The organism is Deltaproteobacteria bacterium (assembly GCA_020845895.1).
Lineage (GTDB): Bacteria > Lernaellota > Lernaellaia > JACKCT01 > JACKCT01 > JADLEX01.
In genome coordinates this window covers 12,786-31,411 of sequence record JADLEX010000169.1, presented here as the reverse complement: position 1 = coordinate 31,411, position 18,626 = coordinate 12,786, and the positions used below count along the sequence as shown (strand labels likewise).

Genomic DNA, 18,626 nt, shown 5'->3' with positions numbered 1-18,626 from the left:
TTTGAGCGCGTCGGCGATGGCGAAGACCGTGTCGCGATCCTCGATCACGCACGGGCCGCTGATGAGCACGAGCGGATGCCCCGCGCCGATCGGGATGTTACCGACGTTCACCGTGTTCATGGTCCGTCAATTCCTTCGCTTTTTGCGGCAAGAGATAGAGGATGTCGCCGTCGATGGGGAAGCCCAGGCCGCACGCGGCGCAGTCGAGCCGCCCCTCCTCGGCCTGAAATTCCAGCGGCGCGCGGCAGATCGGGCAGCACAGGATGTCGGCGATTTCGCGCAGTCCCATCGTCGCCCCCTATAGCCCGTACAGCGACTTGATGTCGGCGTATTCGCGCGGCAGCCCGTCCTCGACGCGCACCTGCGGATCGAATCCCAGAATCGCGCGCGCCTTGGCGATGTCGGCCCCGGTGTGCAGCACGTCGCCCTTCTGGCGCTCCGACAGCCGAATCGCCGGGGCCGAGCCGTGCGTGCGCGCGAGGATATCGAGCACGCCGCGCACGGTGATGCGATGGCCGCCGCCGACATTGATGATCTCGCCGATGGCACCCGGTGCGTCGATGGCGCGCACGGTGGCCGTGACCGCGTCGTCGATGAAGGTGAAGTCGCGCGTCTGCTCGCCGTCGCCGAAGACGGTGAGCGCCTCGCCGGTCATCGCCGCGCGGCACCAACGGTGGAACGCCATGTCGGGCCGCTGGCGCGGGCCGTACACGGTGAAGTAACGCAGGATCGCCGTGGGCACGCCGAAGTTCGCGCGGTACAGGTCGCACAAATGCTCGCCCGCGAGCTTCGAGACGCCGTAGGGCGAGACGGGTTTGGGCAGATCCGTTTCCCGCGTCGGGTAGCGCGGCGCGTCGCCGTAGGCGGAGCTCGACCCCGCGTACACAAAGCGCGACAGGCCGAGGTCGCGGCAGCCTTCGAGCAGACGCTGCGTTCCGAGGACGTTGTTGGCGGTGTAGATTTCGAAGCTAGAACCCCAGCTCGCGCGAACGCCCGCCTGCGCGGCCTCGTGCACCACGGCGTCGCCCGCGCCGAGGTGGTCTTTCACGTCGATGCGGTTAATGTCGGCCTCGATGAAGTGAAAACGCGGATGCGCGGCGTTGACGGCGAGATTGCGTTCCTTGATCCAGCGCTCGTAGTAGTCGGTGAAGATGTCGACGCCGATGACGTCCACGCCCGACGCGAGCAGGCGCTCGCAGACCGAACTGCCGACGAACCCCGCGCATCCCGTGACGAGCACCCTCACGTCGCCGCTCCCGCGCGGCGGATGGCCGCGATGATGTCCGTGGTGTTGTGGTCCTTGGGGTCGCCCGTGATCGCCACGCGCCCGCCGTATGCGCGCACCGTTTCGACCTCGGGCACCGTGTCCTCGGTGTAGTCCGTTCCCTTGGCGTGCACGTCGGGGCGGATCGCGAGCAGCAGCGACGAGACGTTGGGCTCGTCGAACCACGTGACGACATCGACGCCCTCGATCGCGGCGACGAGCGCCAGGCGTTCGGTCAGCGGCAGGATCGGGCGGCCCGCGCCCTTGAGGCCGCGCACGGACTCGTCCGAGTTGAGCGCCACGACCAGCACGTCGCCCTGCGCCGCCGCGCCATGCAGATAACGCACGTGCCCGACGTGCAGCAGGTCGAACGCGCCGTTGGCGAAGACGATCGTGCGCCCCGCGTCGCGCTCGCGAGCCAGCGCGGTCACGGCCTCGTCGCGGTTCAGGACGACGGCCATGGGTCCTCCCGCAGGGTCGCCTCGCGGATCTCGGCGGCGCTCACGGTGGCGGTGCCGGCCTTCATGACGACGAGGCCGCCCGCGACGTTGGCGAGCACGCACGCTTCCAGCAGATCCGCGCCGGCCGCCGTGGCCGCCGCGATCGTGGCGATGACGGTGTCGCCCGCGCCGGTGACGTCGGCGATCTCGTCTCCGCCGAAGATGGGGATGTGCCGGGCGGGCTCGTCAGGACGCACGAGGCACATGCCTCGCCGCCCGCGCGTGACGACGATCGACTGCGCGCCGGTGGCGGACATCAGCGCGCGGCCGACCTCTTCGGCGTCGTTGTCGGTGCGTATCACGCGCCCGCCGGCTTCCTGCGCCTCGGGTTCGTTCGGTGTCATGGCGTACGCGCCGCGAAATTGCGTGAGCCGATAGCGGCTGTCGATGAGCACGCGCACGCGGCCGGATTCGGCGAGGTGGTTGACGCGCTCGATGACGGCGGGCGTGAAGACGCCGTACCCGTAATCGGACACGACGAGCACGCCGCAGTCGCGCGAGGCCTCGGTGACGGCCTCAACAAGGCGCATCTCGGTCACGCGATCGACGGGCCGCGTGTCGCCCCGGTCGATGCGAAGGATCTGCTGAAACGTCGTGTTCTGGCCGCTGCCGACGATGCGTTGCTTGGTCGTCGTCGCGCGCCCGTCCACATCGAGCACCCACTCGTCGTTCACATTGAGCACGCGCAGCTCGTCGCGCACCGCCGCGCCCGCCGGATCGCGCCCGACGATGCCGATGGGCACCACGCGCGCGCCGAGCGTGTGCGCATTGTGAATCGCGTTCGCCGCGCCGCCGAGCACGAGGCGCTCGCTTTGGTGTTCGAGGATGAGCACGGGGGCTTCGCGGCTGACGCGTTTGGTCTGCCCGTAGAGGTACAGGTCCGCGACCAGATCGCCCATGACGGCGACGGTCGCACCCGACATGGCGTCGAGAATCTCGCGCAGGCGGTCGTTTCTATCCATCGCGACCCAACCGGCGCAGGATGTGATCGACCGCCTCGTTCAGATCCTCGGCGACGAAATCGGGCGGCGCGGGCCAGCCGGCGGAGAACCACTGCATCTCGCCCCGGCCGTAGCCCGTGAGCACGAGGATTCCCTGCGCGCCCACGCGGTGCCCGAGTTCGACGTCGGTGTATTTGTCGCCGACGACGAACGACGCGGTGGGATCGAGATCGAGTTCGGCGCACGCGCGCTCGATGAGGCCGGGCTTCGGCTTGCGGCAATCGCAGTCCACGGCCAGCGCGGGATTTTTCGAACTTGGATGGTGCGGGCAGTAATACAGCCCGTCGAGTTTCGCCCCGCCCGCCTCGATCTGGCGGACGAGTTCGGCCTGCACCTCGTCGATGAACGATACGGGGAAATAGCCGCGCGCCGCACCGGCCTGGTTGGTCACGACGACGACCGCGACGCCCGCGCGGTTGAGGCGAAAGAGCGCCCCGCACACGCCGGGCATCACGCGCAGGCGGCTGATGTGATTGACGTAGCCGACCTCCTCGGTCAACGTTCCGTCCCGGTCCAGAAATACCGCGGGCCGTTTCACACGCACTCCGACTTTCGTTATCGCAGGCACTCGACCAGACGGCGACGCAGACGCTCCTCGCCGTCGTCATGCCAGCGCACATCCACCATCAGAACGAAAAACGGGATCTCGTCGATGCCGTCCACGCCGCGCAGCTTCACGGCGTCCTTTTCCGTGGCGATATGATAAGGAACACCGCCGGTTGCGGCAATCCGCCGCGCCTCGTCGAGGTCCGCGCGGGTCCAGCGATGGTGGTCGCGCCGATACGTTCGATGTACGACGCGCGCGCCGAGCGATTCGAGCGTCTGCGCGAACGATTCGGGCCGCGCGGTCGCGGCGACGGCGTGCACAGACGCACCGCGAAGAGTCTCGATCGTGACCTCGGCGTCGTCGCTCAAGCGGCGAAGTTCGACAACGCGATACGACCAGCGCAAAAAGTCGCCGCGAAATCCCGCATCGCGCACGACGCGCTCGTGATCGGACTCGCGGTCGCCGACGTTTTCGGCGATCACGTGCGCCCGGGCGAGCGCGCTCATCGGTTCGCGCAGGGGTCCGGCGGGAAAGACGCGACCGTTGCCGAAACCGGCCGCGCCCTGAATCGCGACCACGTCGAGTCGTCGCCGGAGGCGTAGATGCTGAAACGCGTCGTCGCACACGGCGACATCCGCGCCGAGCGCCGCGACCCGCGCAACCGCCTCGGGCCGCCGCGCACCGATGACCACGGGAATGCGGGGATCGCGATGTGCCATCATCACGGGTTCGTCGCCCGCTTCGTTGGCATCGAGAAGCAAGCGCGATCCGTCGGAAATGATCGCGATCTCGCCTTCGCGTCTCGCGCGATAGCCCCGCGAAACGATGCCGGGCCGACGTCCCATCTCCGCGAGGATTCGCGCGACCTCGAGCGTCAGCGGCGTTTTGCCCGTGCCGCCGAGGGTCAGGTTGCCGACATTGATCGCCGGGATCGGTGGGTCGATGGACCGAAGGAAACCCGCGTCATACATCGCCGCGCGCGCGCGCATGATCGCGGCATACGCGAGTCCGATCGCGTCGATCGGCAGCCACGCGAGGCGCTCGAGCGTCGATGGATTTTTTCGATCATAGTGAGCAGGAAGATCGGACACGGACGCAATGTGCCACGCGGCGTTCAAAAATCAAGCGCGGTCGTCGGTGAGAACGAGCATCGCGTCGCCGTAGCTGAAAAATCGGTAGCGCTCTTCGACGGCGATACGATAGAGATTGAGCAATTCCTCGCGGCCGACGAGGGCGGAAACAAGCATGAGCAAAGTCGATTTCGGCAGGTGGAAGTTCGTCATCAGATCGTCGACGACGCGAAAGCGATAGCCGGGTTTGACGAAGAGGCGGGTGCGTCCCGCGCCCGGTTTCACGCCGCCATCGATCGCGGCGGACTCGAGCGCGCGGCAGACCGTGGTGCCGATGGCGAGAATGCGGCGGCCCGAGGACTTCGCCGCGTTGATGCTCCGCGCGGCGTCTTCGGATATCGAGAATGCCTCCTCGTGCATCACGTGCCGGTCGATGTCGTCCACCTTGACGGGCGCGAAGGTCCCCGCGCCGACGTGTAGCGTGACGAACGCCGCTTCGAAGCCGCGCGCGCGGATCGCATCCAGAAGTTCCGGCGTAAAGTGCAGCCCGGCGGTCGGCGCGGCCACCGCGCCGGGTTCGCGCGCGAACACAGTTTGATAGCGCTCGCGGTCGCGCTCGCGGATGGCCTCGTCGTCCTCGCGCGATCGATGGATGTAGGGCGGCAGCGGCATCACGCCGATCCGTTCAATCACGTCCTCGATGGCGTTGCCGCCGTCGAACTCCACCTCGACGAGCCCGTCTTCGCGTTTAATGCGGATCGTCGCGCGCGCTCCACCGTCGAATTCGACCACGTCTCCGACACGCAGTCCCCTCGACGCACGACCCATCGCCGTGAACACCTTCGGCCGCGCGTCCGTGCGTTCCAGCAGGAGCAGTTCGACCGCGCCGCCCGACGGCTTGCGTCCGTGGAGACGTGCAGGAATGACCTTTGTCTCGTTGAAGACGAGCAGCGTCTCCGGCGCGAGAAAATCGGCCAGATCGCAAACACGCGCGTGATTCAGCGACCGCGTCGTGCGGTTCCACACGAGGAGCCGGGCCTCGTCGCGCTTCTCCACCGGTTGCTGCGCGATCAGGTCATCGGGCAGCGCGTAATCGAAATCCGCGAGCTTCATCGAGACGCGCGACGCGGTCAGTCTTTCTTTCCGCCGAGGTGCTTCTCCAGGAACGGGCGAAACAGGTCGATCGGAAGGGGGAAGAGCGTCGTCGAGTTTTTCTCCGTCGCCACCTCGCGCAGCGTTTGCAGGTAACGCAGCGTGAGCGCGGCGGGCTCGCGATCGAGCACATTCGCCGCCTGCGCGAGCTTCTCGGACGCCTGGAACTCTCCCTCCGCGGCGATGACCTTGGCGCGGCGTTCACGCTCGGCCTCGGCCTGCTTGGCCATGGCCCGCTGCATCTCGACGGGCAGATCGATGTGCTTCACCTCGACCGCCGTGACCTTCACACCCCAGGGGTCGGTGCGCTCGTCGATGATTTTCTGGAGCTTGGCGTTGACCTTTTCGCGGTGGGCGAGCAGGTCGTCGAGTTCCACCTCGCCGAGCACGCTGCGCAGTGTGGTCTGCGCCAACTGGCTGGTGGCATAAATGTAGTTCTCCACCTCGAGAATCGCCTTCAGCGGATTGACGACGCGAAAATAGAACACGGCATTCACCTTGATGGTGACGTTGTCGTGCGTGATGACGTCCTGCGGCGGAACGTCCATCGTGATGATGCGCGTGCCGACTTTGACCATGCGGTCGATCATCGGAATGATCCACTTGAGGCCCGCGCCCTTGAGCGGGCCGACCCGCCCGAGGCGGAAAATCACGCCGCGCTCGTACTCGTTGAGGATCCGCAATCCCGAAAGAATAAACACCAGAACGAATGCGACCAGAATCCCGATCCCGCCGAAAATCTCCATGGCTCACTCCCTGCGTTGGGGTTGCGCGACCGTCAATTCGATCCCGCGATTTTTTTCACGCGGACGATGGCTCCGCTCGATTCGAGCACTTCCACCGTTTCGCCCGCGTCGATCGATTCGTCGGAAACGGCGTTCCAGATGACCCCGTCGAATTTGACCTGCCCGCCATCGGGGCCGATCCGCTCCAACACGCGGGCGATTTTGCCGCGGTCGGCTTCTTCGCCGGTCTGCGGGCCGCGTCGGTGGAACTTGAGAACGACAAAGGTGATCATCGCGGCGATGAGCGAAAAGCCGATCGTCGCGGGCAATATCAGCCACCATGACACGCGCATCGAAAACTCCGGGGTCTCCACGACCTTTTCGGGCACGTCGAACAGGAACAGCGACCCCAGTGCCAGTGCGATCGCGCCGCCGATCGTGAGCATCCCGTAGCTTGTGAACTTGATCTCGGCGACGAACAGCGCGAGCGCAACGACAATGAGGATGACGCCCACGACGTTGATGGGCAGGATTTGCGCGCTCATGAGAAAGAGCAGAAATCCCACGACGCCGATGACGCCCGGGAAGATCATGCCGGGGTGCGAAAACTCGGCGTAGATGCCGAGGATGCCGACAATCATGAGCAGATAGGCGATGTTGGGATCGGCGAGACGCATGATGAAGCGGTGCTTGAGCCCGGGGTCCATGCGCACGACTTGGGCATTCGCGAGACGCAGCTTGCGCTTCTCGTCCGCGCCGATCGTCACGTCGCGCCCGTCGGCGGCGGCCAGCGCCTCGGCGAGATCCTTCGCGATCACGTCCACGACGTTGTTCGCGAGCGCGTCGGTCGCCGTGACGCTGACGCTGTCGCGCACGGCCTTGATCGCCCATTCCTTGTTGCGCCCGCGCTGCTCGGCGATGCCCTCGATCCAAGCGGCGGTGTCGTTGGTGATCTTCTTTTCCATCGTCTCGTCGATTTCCTGACCGCCGCCCGCGACCGGATGCGCCGCGCCGATGTTGGTGCCCGGCGCCATCGCGGCGACGTGCGCCGCCATCGTGATCATCACGCCGGCGCTGCCCGCACGAGCCCCCGACGGCGACACGTACACGATGATCGGCACGCGCGACGCGAGGAACTTCTGCACGATGTCGCGTGTCGATTCGACGAGCCCGCCCGGGGTGTCGAGCTCGATCACCACGGCGTCGTAGTTTTCGTTTTCGGCGCGCTCGATGGACGTGATGAAAAAGTCCGCGCTGCCCGGATTGACCGATCCCTTGAGCGTGATGACGAGAACCCGGGGCGGCGCGTCCGCCACCGCATCCCCCGCCGGTTCGGGCGGCGACGGCGCGGCGACAGCCAGCACCGTGCCGAGCATCATCATCGCAAGAAAAGTCCAGGTGCGGACGGTGCGTTTCATGGTGCGCCCCGCTTCGGTATCGGCCAGCCGAGTTCGGTCATCACCTGCTGGAGGTCGTTCCACGCATCTTTTTTATGGTCGGGGCTGCGCAGCAGGTAGGCGGGATGGTAGGTCGGCATGACCAAAACGCCGCCTTCGAAGGGATGAAACGTGCCGCGCAGTTTCGTGATCCCCTCGTTTTTTCCGAGCAGCGCCGACGTGGCGGCGTTGCCGAGCGTGCAGATGATCTTCGGTCCGATCGCCTCGATCTGCCGACGCAGAAACGGTCCGCACGCCGCGACTTCGTCCGGCGTCGGCGCGCGGTTGCCCGGCGGCCGGCACTTCACGACGTTGGCGATATAGATGTCACTGCGCTGCTTGCCCATCGCCTGAATCATTTTCGTCAGGAGCTGTCCCGCGCGACCGACGAACGGCTCGCCCTGCTCGTCTTCGTCCGCACCGGGTCCTTCGCCGACGAACATGAGTTCCGCATCGGGATTTCCCACGCCGAAGACGATGTTCTTACGCTCCGCGTGCAGTTTGCACCGAGTACAATCGCCGAGGTCCTCGCGGATTTCGACGAGCATCCGCGCGGCGGACCGTTCCGGTTTCGGCAGGTCGGAACTCGATTTGGGCACGGGCGCTACCTCCCCGACGTGCTCCGTCGTCTCCGACGGCGCTACCGGCGCGATCGTTTCCAACGGCGCTGCGGATTCGATCGTCAGAAAATCCGTCAGCCCACGCCGAAGCGCTTCCAGCGCCGCATCGGAACACGACGCCTCGGCCCCCCGCGCGCGCATGCGCTCGAGCGCGAACTCGACGTCGCCCAGCACCGTGCGCAGTGCGGCGAAGGGATCCGTGTGTTCCGCTTCGTCCGCCATCGTCAGCTCCGATCGCCGCGCGCGGGCGCGACGCGGTCCCAAATCATTCTCGCGAATTCGAGCTTCGCGGTCTTCGCGATGTCGAAACGCGATCCGTCGCGGCCGAGCACGAATCCCGCGTTGTCGTCGGCGTCGAAGCCGATGTCCTTTTTCGACACGTCGTTCACCACGACAAAGTCGAGATTCTTCTCGCGCAGCTTTTTCCCGCCCTTTTCCATCAGCGCGTCGGTCTGCGCCGCGAACCCTACGATGACGGTCTTGGGAAACTCCTTGCGAATCGTCGCCACGATGTCGGGGTTGGGTTTGAGCGCGATGGAGGCGGCCATGTCGCTCTTTGCGACCTTGCCCTTGCCGACCTTGGCCGGGCGGAAATCCGCCACGGCCGCGCACATGACCAACACGTCCGCGCCGCACATCGCCGCACGAAGAGCGTCCAACATCTGCGCCGCCGTGCCGACGCGCACGGCTTCGACACCCGGCGGGATCGCCGCGCTCACCGGGCCGTGGATCACCGTGACCGACGCGCCGCGTTCGCGGGCGGCGGCCGCGAGCGCCATGCCCATCTTGCCGCTCGACCGATTGGTCAACACGCGCACGTCGTCGATCGGCTCGACGGTCGGCCCGGCGGTGACGACCACACGCCGCCCCTCGAGGGGTTTCGGCGCCAGCAGCGCCGCCGCCGCTTCGAAGATCGCTTCCGGCTCCGCCAGACGCCCGACCGCGACTGTCTTGCACGCGAGATCGCCCGACTCGGGATCGACGAAGTTCCAGCCGCGCGCGCGCAGCCGCGCCACGTTCTCCCGAACCGCCGCGTTCGCCCACATCCGGTCGTTCATCGCCGGCGCGGCGAGGATCGGCGCGTCGGTCGCGAGCAAAATCGTGGAGAGCAGATCGTCGGCGATGCCGCAGGCGGCCTTGCCGAGGATATTCGCGGTCGCGGGGGCGATGACCACCAAATCCGCCGTCTGCGCGAGCCGGATGTGGCCGATCTCGGACTCTTCCATCAGGTCGAAGAGTTCCAAATGCACGGGGTGCTGCGAGAGCGTCTGGAACGTCAGCGGCGCGACGAACTGCGTCGCCGATTTCGTCATGACCACGTGCGTCTCGACGCCCGCCTTGACGAACAGGCGCACGAGTTCCGCGGCCTTGTACGCGGCGATCCCGCCGGTCACGCCGACGAGAATCTTCTTGCCGCCCAACACTGCCGACATCGCATCACCTCAAAAGAATGGATTGTACCTCTTCTCGCGTCCGATCGTCGTGGTCGGCCCGTGTCCGGGGCACACGAGCGTTTCGTCGGGCAGCGTGAGCAGCTTTTCGCGGATATCCGCGAGCAGTTGCGGCCCGTTTCCGCCCGGCAGATCGGTCCGCCCGACTGACCCGGCAAAGAGCGCGTCACCCACGATCGCGCATTTCTGTTCGTCGAAGACAAGACCGATCCCGCACGGGCTGTGCCCGCGCAGCTCCACGATCCGCGCGCGCAGCCCGCCGATCTCCAACACGTCGCCCTCTTTCACGAAGCGCGACGCCTCGGGCGATTTCGGCGACGGCATCCCGAAGGCCATGGCCGCGCCGTCCGCCCGCGCGAGCCCGAACGCCTCGTCGGCGTGCGTGATGAGCTCGACGTCGAGCGCCGCGATCAGCGCCGCGTTGCCGCCGATGTGATCGAAATGGGTGTGCGTATTCACCACCATCACGCACTTGAGCGCGTCCTCTTTGAGCGCAACGAGGATCGCCGGCGCGTCGCCGCCGGGGTCGATCACCGCGGCCTCGCGCGTCGTGTCGTCGGCGACGATGTAACAATTGACCATCAGCGGGCCGGTTTCCAGACTCTTCAGGATCATACGCCGTCCTTCCAGCGTTCGGAACGATTTTTTCGCGTCGGTGAAAAGGGGAATTTCCCCACCCCGCGCCGACCTTAACGTCCGCCGACGAGAAGGGTCAAGCCGCGAGCGATGCCGTCACCGCCGGTCGAAGCGGCGTTGGCCCGCCGGCACCGCGTCGAGCGCCGCCGCCAGTTCGTCTATCGAGACGCCCGTCTTCGCGTTCGTGATCGCGTTCCACAATCGCTCGATGTCGCTTTCGGACAAGATTTCGTGCGATGAGGAACACAACTTCGCGGCCACCTTTTGGGCCGCGCCGGCCAGCGACAGCGCGCCCTCGGGCACGACGCCCTCGCCTTCCAATCGTCTCCCATCCGCCAACTCGATTTCGAACGCGCCGGGAATCGATAGAACGCATTGTTCGACGGGGCGATCTCCCAAGTCATAGCTCGCTTCGCGCGCCGCGCGGTGGCGACGCACCAACCGGGGCAGCGCGGGAAGAATCGCCATCAGGTCGCGCGCGTCGAGCACCGATGCACGCGGGAACTCGCGACGCGCCGCACGGCCCGCCGCCGCGAGCTCGCGGCCCGAGACGGGCGCGGCGAGACTCACCACGTCGATGGCTTCATCGACGGAGCGCAGCATGTTCCCTGTCATGGCGCGGTCGTGGACGACCTCGACGCGCGCGGCGAGTTCGCGCACGTCGCGTTCGATTTCGTTCAGCCGATGCGCGGTCAGGTCCGCCGGGAGCAGTTGCCCGCGCAGGAGCATGACCGCCACGGCGGCGGGGATGGAAAAGTTGACCTCGTTGGCAAGCAGGCGGCCTCGCGATCCACCGCCTTCCGACGCATCCACGGCCTTCGCGAGCGCCGTCACGCGGCAGGTGACGCGGCGGATATCGCTCGGGCGCAGGGCGCGGCCCCGTTCGCGAGAGACGCGCCCCACCGCATCGTGGAGTGCGTCCAGCAAGCCCTGGTAATACCAGCACGCGGCATGAAGCTTGACCTGCAGCGTGTCGGTGAGCCACGCGCGGCCGAGCCCCGTGAGCGCGCCGTGAAAGGGCACAAACGTGAATCGATGAAAGAACCCGCGCTCGTGGTCGAGCAGATCCAGTGCGCCGGTGAAGCCTTCGGCGGCCAGCTCGGCGGCGAATACCCCGGCCGACGCCCCGTGCGCCGCCGTGAGGATCTTGCCATCCATGGAACCCAAAAACGCCGGCCAGAGCGCCGCCGGAGGCTGCGCGAGGGCCACGGCCAGTGCGTGCGCCGTCTCCTTCGCATTGAGCCGCAGCAGGCGACCCGCCGCGATCGCCGCGCCCGCGCAGTGCAGATACGGCAGCATCTGGCCGTTTTGCGGCCCCAGAAAGGTCGCCAGCCCCAGTCGCCCCTGGATCTCGTTGGCGGCGACCTGCGCCGCGAGAATGTCATCGCGACTCGCGCCGAGTTCCTCGCCGAGCACCAGCGGAACCGTGACGCTGGAATGCCCCGGATGGCCGAGCAGAAGGATCTCGTCGTAATCGAACGTGCACGACACCGACGCGTTGGCGAGCACGGCCGCCGGGCGCGAGGTTCGAAATCCCCCGGCGATCACGCGAGCGCCGCCGTTTCCGCCGTGTTTTCTCGTCGCGTCGATCACGCGGCGGGCGCCGTCGTCGTGCAGGCCCGCGAACGAGGCGGCGATGACGCTCGCCTGCTGGAGCCGCGCCTTCGCCTTCACGCGTTCCGGAATGTCCTCGAAACGCAGTTCGGCGGCCCAGCGCGCGAGCCACTCGATGGTCGTTTCGTTCATGGCGTTTCTCTCCCTTCGGTCCCGCGACGGATCGCGACGGCATTGTGCGCGGAAGGGATCGCCCTCGCAAACACCCCCCGCGTCCGAGCGCCGCGTCGTTGATCCCGCGCGCGAATCGCGTTACATCCGTCGCGTCCGCTCGCCGGGGTCGCCTCGTCATGTCGCGCGTTTCGCAAAAAGCCCTCGAAATTCCCCCGTTCTACGTCATGGAAGTTCTGGAGCGCGCGCAGGAGCTGGAACGGCAGGTCCGCGACATCGTGCACATTGAGGTCGGCGAGCCCGACTTCGATTCGCCGCCGCCGGTGATCGAGGCGGGCATCGCGGCGATCCGCGCGGGCGACACCCACTACACGCACAGCATGGGCACGCCCGACCTGCGCGAGGCGATCGCCCTGTGGTACGCGCGGCAATACGGCGTCACGGTTTCGCCCGAGTGTGTCGTCGTGACGATGGGCTCGTCGGCGGCGCTGTTGATCGCGTTCATGGCGCTGTGCGATCCGGGCGACGAGATCGTGATTTCGGACCCGCATTACGCGTGCTACCCGAACATGATCGCGTTCGCGCAGGGCGCGCCGGTGCGCGTGCCGGTGCGCGAGGACGACGGATTCGCGCTGCGCGCCGATGCCGTGCGCGCGGTGATCGGCCCGCGCACCAAGGCCGTGCTGGTCAATTCGCCGTCGAACCCGACGGGCAACATCATGGACGCGGTCGCGCTGCGGGAGCTGGCGTCGCTCGGCGTGCTGGTGATCTCGGACGAGATCTACCACGGCCTGACCTACGGCGAGCGCGCGCACTCGATGCTGAAGTTCACGCAGGAGTGCGTGGTGACGAGCGGGTTCTCGAAGCTCTTTGCCATGACCGGTTGGCGTCTGGGGTACGTCATCGCGCCGCCCGATCTCGCGCGTGCCATGCAGAAGATCCAGCAGAACTTTTTCATTTCGGCGGGCAGTTTCGTTCAGGCGGCCGGGATCGCCGCGCTACGCGACTGCGATGCACACGTCGAGACGATGCGGAGCGAATACGCACGCCGTCGCGAACTCGTGATGCGGCGCCTGCGCGAGATGGGCCGGCCGCTGCGCGTCGAGCCGACCGGCGCCTTCTACGCCTTCGTCAATGTCCGCGACGTCTGCGCACGGCGCGGCATGAATTCTCACGCGCTGGCCTTCGACATTCTGGAACGCGCTGGGGTGGCCGTGACACCGGGAACCGACTTCGGCCCCGGCGGCGAGGGCTACATCCGCCTCAGCTACGCGAATCGTTACGAGCGGCTGGACGAAGGGCTCGCCCGACTCGCGCGATATTTCGGCGAGTGATAGAATTACGTCATCGAGAACTTGGCTGGAGAACGCCGCCGTGCCGAAACGCCGTCGCGCCTCTTTCTTCTTGTTGAACTTTTTCGTGATGTTGGCATCTCTGACGACTCCTCTCCCCGCGTCGACGCAGCAGCTTCTGAACATCGGCGAGCCGTCGCCGGAGTTCATGGACTTCGCCTGGGGGACGCCGCGAGACCGGATCGCACTCCTCAAGGTCGATCGCGAGTTCGAGGGGCGGCTTTATGTGCGGGGCCGGCTCTCGGGAAAGAAGACGGTCTCCGTCTATGACTTCGACGAAGAGGGACTCTATCGGCGCAAGATCATCGTCGCGACGCAGCTCGATCCCTATGTGGCGTCGCGCCACACGAAGACGTTCGAGAAATGGCGATTGACTCTGACGCAGTCATTCGGCAAACCCACCGCCGGATTCTGCACGCAGGGCGCGATCGTCTACGACGACGCGCTCGAAAAACGGCTCGCGAAGGGCCGGCTGCATCTCACCTGCGACTGGGTTCGCGAAGACACGGTCGTATCACTCAGATCAGCCCGGTACGATGGATATCTGCGCACGCTCGTCACGTTTCAAGATACGCGGTCCACGCAAGCCGCATCGGCAGATGCAATTGTCGGCGAACCGGGGACACCGGCAAACACCATCGATATCGACGAATTCGCCAGGTCGGCGGACGTATTCGCGGCGTCGATGATGTCCCACATCACGTCCTTTGTCTCGCTCCGGTTGCTCCTCTCCCTCTAGCGCGAACGTTAAAGATCTCGACGAAAACGGGGACCGGCGAACCGGTCCCCGCTGATTTCGTTCGCTGATTCGTCAGCAACCGCAGCCGCAACCGCCGTCGTCATCGTCGTCGCCGCCGCCGCCGGTATCGGCGGTGTCGTCGTCGCCGCCGGGCCAGTCGCTGTCGTCGTCGGTATCGTCGTCGGCATCGTCGTCGGCATCGTCATCCGGAAACCACGTGTCGTCGTCGCCATCATCATCCGCATCGTCGTCCGCGTCATCATCCGTATCGTCGTCCGCGTCATCATCCGTATCGTCGTCGGTCGTATCGTCGTCGGCCGTGTCGTCGTCACCTCCACCCGTCGTCGTGGTGGTGGATGTGGTGGTCACGGTTGTCGTCGCGCCCGCGGTTGTTGTTGTGGTCGATCCGCTCGTCGTGGTCGTCGTCGTGCCCGCGGTTGTCGTGGTCGTGCTTCCGGCGGTGGTGGTTGTCGTGGTGGGTGAACTCGACGACGTGGTCGTGGTGGTGGTCGTCGTCGTGGTCGTTGGGACGGGCGGCGGCGTCGTGCCGATGTAAATGTTGTCGATCCACGTCACGCCGCCGAAGTTGGCGTCGCTCCAGTCGAGGAAGTCGATGTCAGCGTACGGCGTCTGATCGCCCCATATTTGGTAAAAATCGTTGCAGACGAGCGTGTTGTCCAGGTACACGTCGTAGAAGCCAGTGTCGAAATCGAGGTTGACCGTGACGCGATGCCAGGCACTCGCCGAAAACGCGGCACAGCTCACCCACTCAAAATCGGCACCTGTCCAGGTCACGGCGTTCAGATTGCCGGAGTCCATCGAAATGGCTGTCTCGACAAATGGACTTCCAAGGTAATTCTGCCATAAGCGAAAACCCCACTCGTTGCCTGGGCCCACGGTATAGACCTGAAAGTCCACCCAGATGTCCGCCGAGGTATCCGCGAACGGGTAGTTGCCCACGACATAGTCCGTGTCGACCGTGTTTCCGCCGTTGATCTTCAGGGCTTTGCCCGATCCCGCGAGGGCGACGAGGCTCTCGACCGTCATCGTCGAGGCACCGCTCGGCGTCACGGTCCATGGCGAACCCAGCGGTCCGATGGCGTAGCTCTCGAAGTCGATCCCCGCGATGAGCGCCAGCACGGCGTCCGCCCAGTCTTCGTCATCATCCGTTTGCGCCGTCGCCGTCGAGACCGACTGCGAAACGGCCAGGATCAAAGCCGTCATCAAGCACAACGAGGATCGAAAATTTCGACAACGCATTGCCCCCCCCAAGAGACGAACGGAACCAAGAGAAGAACGGAATGGTCGGACTGGAAAATTATAGCCCCCGCCGAGCAAACCTCAAGAGATTTTTTCACAAGCGGTTCACCGGGGGCGGTTCAGGATTCCGGCGTCTTCGACGACGAAAAGCCCAGCCGGATGAGCTTTTTTCGAAGCCCCTGGCGTGTGAGCCCGAGAGCCGTCGCCGTGCGTGTGATGCTGTAGCCGCTTGCGCGCAGCGCGTCTTCCACGATCCCGCGCTCGGCCTCGTGCCGTCTTTCGACGAGGCTCGCTTCCCGTTCGCGCGACGCGGCCATCGGCGCCGACCCGCCGGCCTCGCGACGCGTTTCCCGCCGAATCTCCTCGCTCAGATGAACGATCTCCAGCGCGGGTTCGTCGCCGAAAAAAATGACGGCCCGTTCGATCTCGTGACGCAGTTGCCGCACGTTGCCGGGAAACGGGTATGCCCGCAGCGTATCGATCGCGCCCGCCGAGGCATCGACCATCCTCTTGCCGTAGCGGCGCGCATACTCCGCCAGAAAATGCGCGACGAGGAGCGGGATATCCTCGACCCGTTCGCGAAGCGGCGGAATCGTGACGCGCAGTTGCCCGAGCCGATAAAAGAGATCGGCGCGAAATCGCCCGTCCCTGACGCGCTGCTCCAGATCGCAGTGCGTGGCCGCGATGAGGCGGACGTCGACTTTGTGCACGGTATCCGACCCGACGGGGCGGATCTCGCGCTCCTGCACCAGGCGCAGCAGCCGGGCCTGCGCGTCGGACGGAAGGTCGCCGATCTCGTCGAGAAATACGGTGCCGCCGTCCGCGGAGACGATGAGGCCGGCGCGGGCGCCCGTCGCCCCGGTAAACGCACCGCGCGTGTGGCCGAACAACTCCGACTCCACGAGATTGCCGGGGAGCGTCGTGCAGTCCTGTACAACAAAGGCCCGATCGCGGCGCGGGCTGTTGTCGTGGATCAGCCGCGCGAAGAGTTCCTTGCCGGTGCCGGTTTCGCCAAGCAGCAGCACGGTCGCGTCGGACACGGCGGCGGGCATCAACCGCGCAAAGACGCCATGCAGCGCATCGCTGTCGCCGACGATGTGCTCGGAACTTCGCGGACGCGGGACCTGCCGCGCGATCTCCTCGACCATCGAACGCAGTCGCTGATTCTCCGTGACCGCCCGGCGGTAATCCGTGAAGGTCGCGATCATCCGGGCGGCCGACCGGATACGCAGAACGAGCTGCGCCATCTCGAAGGGCTTGGTGACGTAATCGTCGATTCCGAAGTCGAACGCCTGAGCACGGTCCTCGATCTGGTCCCGCGCCGTGCAGGCGATGATGGGAACGTATCGATTCGCCGGCATGGAGCGCAGGGTTTTCGCCGCCTCGAATCCGTCCATCCCCGGCAACCGGATGTCCATGAGAACGAGGTCGGGCGGCCGCGCGCCGAATTGGGCGATCGCGGAATCGGCATCCGCGGCGTCGCGGACACGATAGCCCTCGGCGCGCAAACGGTCGCAGATCAACTCCCGTTGCGCGTCCTCGTCTTCCACCACCAGAATTTCGAGTGCGTTCGTCGTCATGGATGAATCCGAACCTCCGATGAAGAGTCCGCGGGCGGAAGCGTCAGGACGAAGATCGCGCCGGCGCCGGCGTGCTCTTGCAGAACGACATCGCCGCCCAAAAGTCGGGCGAGGCTGCGCGCGAGCGACAGTCCCAGACCCGACCCAGACTTTCGGTTCGCCGCTCGGCCCCGTGCAAAGGGCTCGAAGATCAACCTGGCCTCCTCGGGCGCGACGCCCGGGCCTTCGTCGCGCACCTCGATGGACAGGCTCGACGCGCCGGAGCGAACGACGATCCTGACCGGTCCGTCGGGCGCGTACTTGAGCGCATTTTCGATCAGGTTCGTCAGGATTTGACCGAACTTGAAACGGTCCGTCAGGGCAAGGGCGGCCGCCGCGTCGGCATCGGCGACGACCTCGACCCGCCGACCGGACGACACCGACTCCAACTCGCGCGCGATGTTCCGGATCTCGGAAACGGGCGAGAATTGTTCGCGGTGAATCTCGATCTTCCCCGCGGACGACTTCGCGACGTCGAGCAGCGTCTCCATGATGCGACGCAGTTTCTCCACATTGTCCCGCAGGTGCCCGAGCGCCCTCTCCTGCCCTTCGCCGAGCGATCCGTAAACGCCGTCGAGCACGTTCGCCACACTTCCCTGCAGGATATTCAACGGAGTGCGCAGCTCGTGGGCGACGTTGGCGTTGAACCGCGCGAGTTGCTCGCGATCCTGTTCCAGCGCCGCGTAAGCGCCGCGCACCTCGACCAGCGCCCGTTGCAGGTCGGCCGTGCGTTCCCGTACGCGCTCCTCCAGCGTGTCGCGCGCCGCGGCGATCTGCGCGCGCTGCTCCCCGAGCGTCGAAAACAGTTCGCGCCCGATGCGCACGCCGAGCAGGGTTGTCACGACGACCGCGGCGTACATGGTCGCGGTGGACCACACCAGGTTCCGGTGCGCCGCGTCGGTGAACTCGAACAGACCGCTCATCCTCGGCGCCGCTCCGTGAGCAACCTGCAGCAGGTGCTCGATGACGAGCTGCGCGCCGTAAACCGCGAGCATCACGGCGATCATCCAGCGCGACATGGCGGGCGGCACAATGAACTCGCACATCAGCGCGAGCAGCGCGAAGAGCAGGATGAACAGGCTCTGCGCACCGCCGGTGAAATGGACAAGCACCGCGATCGAGGCGAGGTTGGCGAGGTAGAGCCCGATGCCCACTCCGTTTCGGTGATACGTGGGCGAGTGGTGTTTCAATTCGAATCCGCGACGATTCCAGATCGCGAAAAACGTGCAATACGCGAACGCCCACCCCGACGAAAGGGCGAACTGGGCGTAGCTCAGGTCGAACGCCCGGTGCGCGCGCCAGACGACGAACACCATGACCGTGATGAGCACGACCACCGCGAGATTGATCTTGATCGCCGAGCGGAATTTGGCGTGGATGTCGTTCCACTCGTGTTCGACGGCCATGTCCGTCAACGATCGCCCCTCCCCACCTCCGTTTTCGGATATTGTCAGTTTACGCGAGAGGGAAACGGATGTTTGCGCGACGGATTACACTTCCTCGGATTTTGGAACCTTCGGTCGAAATTT

At 65.9% G+C, this 18,626-nt stretch carries 19 protein-coding genes; 2 read left to right on the top strand and 17 right to left on the bottom strand.

What is annotated here, in order from left to right:
* The 14 genes from IT350_21305 to IT350_21240 form a co-directional block, all read right to left on the bottom strand.
* A partial coding sequence (locus tag IT350_21305; protein MCC6160599.1) for a 3-deoxy-8-phosphooctulonate synthase occupies positions 1-120 on the bottom strand: 120 nt, incomplete at its 3' end.
* Positions 98-289 (bottom strand): Trm112 family protein, encoded by a 192-nt coding sequence (locus tag IT350_21300; protein MCC6160598.1) that lies wholly within the window; start codon positions 287-289, stop codon positions 98-100. The genes IT350_21305 and IT350_21300, both read right to left, overlap by 23 nt.
* A 9-nt stretch (positions 290-298) precedes the next feature.
* Positions 299-1,246: an NAD-dependent epimerase/dehydratase family protein gene (locus tag IT350_21295; GenBank protein ID MCC6160597.1), complete on the bottom strand. Its 948-nt coding sequence runs from the start codon at positions 1,244-1,246 to the stop codon at positions 299-301.
* On the bottom strand, positions 1,243-1,725 hold the full coding sequence (locus tag IT350_21290; GenBank protein MCC6160596.1) for an adenylyltransferase/cytidyltransferase family protein: 483 nt from the start codon (positions 1,723-1,725) through the stop codon (positions 1,243-1,245). Before IT350_21290 ends, IT350_21295 begins: the two co-directional genes overlap by 4 nt.
* Positions 1,710-2,726, bottom strand: a complete 1,017-nt coding sequence (locus IT350_21285) for a bifunctional hydroxymethylpyrimidine kinase/phosphomethylpyrimidine kinase (protein ID MCC6160595.1) — start codon at positions 2,724-2,726, stop codon at positions 1,710-1,712. The genes IT350_21290 and IT350_21285 overlap by 16 nt, the downstream gene beginning before the upstream one ends.
* The gene (locus tag IT350_21280; GenBank protein MCC6160594.1) at positions 2,719-3,324 is read right to left on the bottom strand and encodes an HAD family hydrolase; all 606 of its coding nucleotides are present in this window, start codon (positions 3,322-3,324) and stop codon (positions 2,719-2,721) included. The genes IT350_21285 and IT350_21280 overlap by 8 nt, the downstream gene beginning before the upstream one ends.
* Positions 3,321-4,403: a tetraacyldisaccharide 4'-kinase gene (gene lpxK / locus IT350_21275; GenBank protein ID MCC6160593.1), complete on the bottom strand. Its 1,083-nt coding sequence runs from the start codon at positions 4,401-4,403 to the stop codon at positions 3,321-3,323. The genes IT350_21280 and lpxK overlap by 4 nt, the downstream gene beginning before the upstream one ends.
* Positions 4,404-4,433: 30 nt before the next feature.
* A complete protein-coding gene (queA, locus tag IT350_21270) occupies positions 4,434-5,495 on the bottom strand; it encodes a tRNA preQ1(34) S-adenosylmethionine ribosyltransferase-isomerase QueA (GenBank protein ID MCC6160592.1) in 1,062 nt (353 codons plus the stop codon).
* Positions 5,496-5,512: 17 nt separating this feature from the next.
* On the bottom strand, positions 5,513-6,280 hold the full coding sequence (locus IT350_21265) for a slipin family protein (GenBank protein MCC6160591.1): 768 nt from the start codon (positions 6,278-6,280) through the stop codon (positions 5,513-5,515).
* Positions 6,281-6,312: 32 nt separating this feature from the next.
* The gene (locus IT350_21260) at positions 6,313-7,677 is read right to left on the bottom strand and encodes a nodulation protein NfeD (protein MCC6160590.1); all 1,365 of its coding nucleotides are present in this window, start codon (positions 7,675-7,677) and stop codon (positions 6,313-6,315) included.
* On the bottom strand, positions 7,674-8,537 hold the full coding sequence (locus IT350_21255) for a uracil-DNA glycosylase (protein ID MCC6160589.1): 864 nt from the start codon (positions 8,535-8,537) through the stop codon (positions 7,674-7,676). The genes IT350_21260 and IT350_21255 overlap by 4 nt, the downstream gene beginning before the upstream one ends.
* 2 nt (positions 8,538-8,539) lie before the next feature.
* On the bottom strand, positions 8,540-9,739 hold the full coding sequence (coaBC, locus tag IT350_21250) for a bifunctional phosphopantothenoylcysteine decarboxylase/phosphopantothenate--cysteine ligase CoaBC (protein ID MCC6160588.1): 1,200 nt from the start codon (positions 9,737-9,739) through the stop codon (positions 8,540-8,542).
* 18 nt (positions 9,740-9,757) lie between these two features.
* Positions 9,758-10,381, bottom strand: coding sequence for an MBL fold metallo-hydrolase (locus tag IT350_21245; protein MCC6160587.1), 624 nt, complete (start codon positions 10,379-10,381; stop codon positions 9,758-9,760).
* Positions 10,382-10,498: 117 nt separating this feature from the next.
* Positions 10,499-12,148, bottom strand: coding sequence for an MmgE/PrpD family protein (locus tag IT350_21240; GenBank protein MCC6160586.1), 1,650 nt, complete (start codon positions 12,146-12,148; stop codon positions 10,499-10,501).
* Between the two features lie 158 nt (positions 12,149-12,306).
* On the opposite strand from IT350_21240, the gene IT350_21235 reads away from it, so the two are divergent.
* Both IT350_21235 and IT350_21230 read left to right on the top strand, forming a co-directional pair.
* Positions 12,307-13,461, top strand: a complete 1,155-nt coding sequence (locus IT350_21235; protein ID MCC6160585.1) for a pyridoxal phosphate-dependent aminotransferase — start codon at positions 12,307-12,309, stop codon at positions 13,459-13,461.
* 85 nt (positions 13,462-13,546) lie between these two features.
* Entirely contained in the window at positions 13,547-14,218 is a 672-nt protein-coding gene (locus IT350_21230) for a hypothetical protein (protein ID MCC6160584.1), read from the top strand.
* Between the two features lie 72 nt (positions 14,219-14,290).
* Here IT350_21230 and IT350_21225 read toward each other — a convergent pair whose 3' ends face one another.
* The 3 genes from IT350_21225 to IT350_21215 all read right to left on the bottom strand — a co-directional run bounded on the left by IT350_21225 (position 14,291) and on the right by IT350_21215 (position 18,512).
* The gene (locus tag IT350_21225; protein MCC6160583.1) at positions 14,291-15,442 is read right to left on the bottom strand and encodes a hypothetical protein; all 1,152 of its coding nucleotides are present in this window, start codon (positions 15,440-15,442) and stop codon (positions 14,291-14,293) included.
* Between the two features lie 155 nt (positions 15,443-15,597).
* On the bottom strand, positions 15,598-17,058 hold the full coding sequence (locus tag IT350_21220; GenBank protein ID MCC6160582.1) for a sigma-54-dependent Fis family transcriptional regulator: 1,461 nt from the start codon (positions 17,056-17,058) through the stop codon (positions 15,598-15,600).
* Positions 17,055-18,512: a HAMP domain-containing histidine kinase gene (locus IT350_21215; protein MCC6160581.1), complete on the bottom strand. Its 1,458-nt coding sequence runs from the start codon at positions 18,510-18,512 to the stop codon at positions 17,055-17,057. The genes IT350_21220 and IT350_21215 overlap by 4 nt, the downstream gene beginning before the upstream one ends.
* Positions 18,513-18,626 lie beyond the last annotated feature (114 nt).